The sequence below is a fragment of the Burkholderia sp. IT-111MI5 genome, assembly GCF_949752865.1.
Classification (GTDB): domain Bacteria; phylum Pseudomonadota; class Gammaproteobacteria; order Burkholderiales; family Burkholderiaceae; genus Burkholderia; species Burkholderia pyrrocinia_C.
The window spans coordinates 1-3,901 of record NZ_CATKIF010000031.1; the positions used below are offsets into that span (position 1 = coordinate 1).

The 3,901-nt window shown below is 62.5% G+C and carries 6 protein-coding genes; 2 read left to right on the plus strand and 4 right to left on the minus strand.

Annotated elements, in window-relative coordinates:
- On the minus strand, nt 1–342 hold a 342-nt coding region (locus ACM6JT_RS21850; protein ID WP_414857262.1), incomplete at its 3' end, for an SDR family NAD(P)-dependent oxidoreductase.
- 163 nt (nt 343–505) lie between these two features.
- Here ACM6JT_RS21850 and ACM6JT_RS21855 point away from each other — a divergent pair.
- Complete coding sequence (locus ACM6JT_RS21855) at nt 506–1,477, plus strand: potassium channel beta subunit family protein (protein WP_034183480.1); 972 nt, start codon at nt 506–508, stop codon at nt 1,475–1,477.
- Nucleotides 1,478–1,588: 111 nt separating this feature from the next.
- A complete protein-coding gene (locus ACM6JT_RS21860) occupies nt 1,589–2,434 on the plus strand; it encodes a 23S rRNA (adenine(2030)-N(6))-methyltransferase RlmJ (protein ID WP_105391865.1) in 846 nt (281 codons plus the stop codon).
- A gap of 15 nt (nt 2,435–2,449) precedes the next feature.
- On the opposite strand, the gene ACM6JT_RS21865 is transcribed toward ACM6JT_RS21860, so the two are convergent.
- The 3 genes from ACM6JT_RS21865 to cueR all read right to left on the minus strand — a co-directional run bounded on the left by ACM6JT_RS21865 (nt 2,450) and on the right by cueR (nt 3,700).
- On the minus strand, nt 2,450–2,818 hold the full coding sequence (locus ACM6JT_RS21865; protein WP_034183478.1) for a hypothetical protein: 369 nt from the start codon (nt 2,816–2,818) through the stop codon (nt 2,450–2,452).
- Nucleotides 2,819–2,932: 114 nt separating this feature from the next.
- The gene (locus tag ACM6JT_RS21870) at nt 2,933–3,079 is read right to left on the minus strand and encodes a DUF3563 family protein (RefSeq protein ID WP_072445473.1); all 147 of its coding nucleotides are present in this window, start codon (nt 3,077–3,079) and stop codon (nt 2,933–2,935) included.
- A 216-nt stretch (nt 3,080–3,295) separates the two neighbouring features.
- Nucleotides 3,296–3,700 carry a Cu(I)-responsive transcriptional regulator gene (cueR, locus tag ACM6JT_RS21875; protein WP_414857263.1) on the minus strand — a complete coding sequence of 135 codons (405 nt, stop codon included), beginning with the start codon at nt 3,698–3,700 and terminating at the stop codon, nt 3,296–3,298.
- Nucleotides 3,701–3,901 lie beyond the last annotated feature (201 nt).

A 3,901-nucleotide genomic window follows, 5' to 3' on the forward strand; every position in this document is an offset into this window, starting at 1 on the left:
GATCGCCTGCATCTTCTTCCAGTCGGAAAACGCGTAGTTCTCGATCGGGTTCACGATCTGGATGCCCGCGTTCGACACGAGGATGTCGACCGAGCCGAACGTTTCGGCAACCTTGTCGATGCCGCTGTTCACGGCTTCCTCGTTCGTCACGTCCATCGCGACGCCGATCGCCTTGCCGCCTGCCTTGTTGATCTCGTCGGCGACCGCATTCGCGCCGTCCTGGTTCAGGTCGGCGATCGCGACGGCCGCGCCCGCTTTCGCGAGCTCGAGTGCGATTTCCTTGCCGATGCCGCTCGCGGCGCCCGTGACGACTGCGGTCTTGCCATTCAGATCTGCTGCCATGTCCGTCTCCTCCCGTTATCGGATCGATAAAACACGCGCCGGCCGCATCCGCTTTCATCGCGCGACGTACCGGCGGGCCAGCCGTCATTGTGCACGATCGGCCCCGCCGTTCGCGCGCAAAACGTCTAAGCTTAAGATCGGTTCTGTCACGCAGGAGATTCGCATGCACTATCGACGGCTAGGCCGTTCCGGCCTGCAGATCAGCGCGCTCTCGCTCGGCTCGTGGGTCACGTACGGCAATCAGGTCGATCAGCGGGTCGCGCGGGAATGCCTCGCCGCGGCACGCGACGCGGGTGTCAATTTCTTCGACAACGCCGAGGTTTACGCCGGCGGCAAATCCGAGGAAATCATGGGCCACGCGCTCAAATCGCTCGACTGGCCGCGCATCAGCTATATCGTGTCCACGAAGTTCTTCTGGGGGCTCGCGGAAGCACCGAACCAGTATCACACGCTGAACCGGAAATACCTGCTGAACGCGATCGACGGCTCGCTGCGCCGGCTGCAGCTCGATTATGTCGACCTCGTCTATTGCCATCGGCCCGATCCAAACACACCGATCGAGGAAACCGTCTGGGCGATGAGCGACATGATCGTGCGCGGCAAGGCGCTGTACTGGGGCACGTCGGAATGGAGCGCCGACGAGATCCGTGCCGCGTGCGAGATCGCCGAACGGCATCACCTGCACAAGCCGGTCGTCGAGCAACCCCAGTACAACCTGTTCCACCGCACGCGGGTCGAACGGGAATATGCGCGGCTCTACGACGACTACGGCCTCGGCCTCACGACCTGGAGCCCGCTGGCATCGGGCCTGCTCACCGGCAAGTACCGTAACGGTGTTCCGCCGGGCAGCCGCGCGCAGTTGCAGGGTTACGACTGGATGCGCGACCGGTTGACCGATCAGGCCAGCAACGACATCGTCGAACGGCTCGGCGGGATCGCGGTCGACCTCGGCTGCAGCACGGGCCAGCTCGCGATCGCGTGGGTGCTCGCGAATCCGCGCGTGAGCTCGGTGATCACCGGCGCATCGCGAATCGAGCAGATCGGCGAGAACATGCGCGCGCTCGACGTCGCCGCGAAGTTGACGCCGGATGTGAAGCAACGCATCGAAGAGGTCGTCGGCGACGCATACGAGTAAGGCGACTCACGGCCACTCGCGTACAATACGCGGCCGCATCGGCGCCCGGCCTGACAGCCGCACCCGATCGACCGCTTTCATCGATTCACCTTCTGTTTCAGGCAGCCCGCCATGCTCAGTTATCGTCACGGTTTTCACGCAGGCAATCACGCGGACGTGCTCAAGCACGCCGTCGTCGTCCAACTGCTGCGCTACCTGAACAAGAAAGACAAGTCGTACTGGTACATCGACACGCATGCCGGTGCCGGCGTGTACTCGCTGCGCGACGGCTACGCGGCAAAGACGGCGGAATTCGACACCGGCATCGGCCGGCTATGGAACGACAAGAACCTGCCGGAAGCGCTGGGCGATTATGTGGACGAAGTACGCGCACTGAACGACGACGGCGAACTGCGCTTCTACCCTGGTTCCCCGTATATCGCATGGCGATCGATGCGTGAGCAGGACCGGATGCGCCTGTTCGAAATGCACACGACGGAAATCGACGTGCTGCGCCACAACTTCCGCGACGCCGGGCGACGCGCGATGATCTTCGCCGGCGACGGCTTCGAAGGCATCAAGGCGCTGCTGCCGCCGCCGCCGCGACGCGCACTCGTGCTGATCGACCCGTCCTACGAGGACAAGAAGGATTACGCGCGCACGGTAAGCTGCGTGACGGAATGCCTGAAGCGTTTCGCGACGGGCTGCTACGCGATCTGGTATCCGCAGGTCACGCGGACGGAATCGCAGCGCTTTCCCGAGCAGTTGAAGCGCCTGCAACCGAACAACTGGCTGCACCTGACGCTGACGGTATCGAATCCGCCTACCGATGGACTGGGCCTCTACGGCAGCGGGATGTTCATCCTGAATCCGCCGTATACGCTTGCGCAGAGCATGAACGAGGCACTGCCCTATCTGGTCGAGGTGCTGGGACAGGATAGCGGCGCCCGTTGTCAGATCGAGCACCGCGGAAACTGACCGGGCGACCGGCCGTTACGGCTGCGGCCTCGGTGCGAGTCTCGGTTGGTTGGCCGGCGGTACGCCCCAGCCGGGCACATTGATATAGGGTGCGACGAACAGCGGCACCGACGTGTTCGGCGCTTGCCCGGCCGGAGCCCGCATGCCCGCCGGCTCGACGATCGGCTCGGAAGACAACGGCGCTGTCTGCAGCACCAGCCCGCCCTTACCGTCCTGGATACCGCGTTGCGTATCGAGAATCAGCGGTTTGGACGAAGTCGCGGCACCGGCCGCGAAGCCATGGACAAGCACGGCCGCGCCCAGAACGAGACGCGCGCGGGCACTGCGACGCACATCGAGACGCAAACGCATGATCGTGTCCTTCACGGTGAAAAGTAGGCCCATACCATAGCGCCGCGGCAGCGATTTCGCCAGATCCGGCGCACAAAAAAACAAAGCCCCGTCAACACGGGGCTTGCTTATCGGTCGGTGCCACGCGGCACCTGACGGTGACTCGAATTACAGCGAGTAGCCGTTGGTTTCGAGCGAGCGGATGCGGTGCTCGAGCTGGACGATATCCGACGACGTGGCGAGGTAAGCCTCACGGCGCTCACGTTCTGCGGATTCGAACCAGTTGCTCAGCTTTTCGACGATGTAGGCGATCATGATGTTCTCCAAGGAAGGGGGACCCCTGGCGAATCGAGATTCAGGGATTTCCCGTATAGGGTATTCCCGAATTATAGCGACGCCGCACCAAGATGCTAGTGAAATACTTGCATGGAAAGCATTCCAATTCGGAATGGGCGCGCACCCACCAAACCTAACTCATTGATTTTTATAGAGGTTGAGTCAGGCACCCATTTCGAGCCCTGAGTGCACGCACTAATCTGGTTCACTGACGGAATCGGCCAGGCGCGCCAAAATCGGGCATTCTGGCCGTCCGTCACCATGGCAGTGCGCGGCCAGGTCGGCCAGCGTATCGCGCATGTCGCTCAGTTCCGCGATGCGCCTGTCGAGTTCGGCCACGTGCTCGAGGGCGATCGACTTCACTTCGGCGCTGGCGCGGGAGCGATCTTGCCAGAGCATCAGCAGCTTGCGGATGTCCTCGACGAGAAAGCCAAGCCGTCGCGCCTGACGGATGAAGCGCAGGATGTGGATTTCGTCCGCGCCGTAGATCCGATAGCCGGCGTCGGTACGCTTGCTCGGCGCAAGAAGGCCGACCTGCTCGTAGTACCGGATCATTTTTGCGCTGACTCCGGATTCGCGCGACGCGTCACCGATATTCATTCCCCGCCCTCTCCATCAAGTCCCGGTTTCGAACGTGAACGTCGACGTATGCAATCGCCGACGACATTTCGATCGTACCAAATCACGCGGCTTCGTTCCGCGATGGGCGCAGGTAGATGGAAGACGGCTGATCTCCGGCGGACGCCGAGGGGATGCGATGATGGAGCACGCTACCCGTTGCCCGGCCGCCTCGCATTTTGT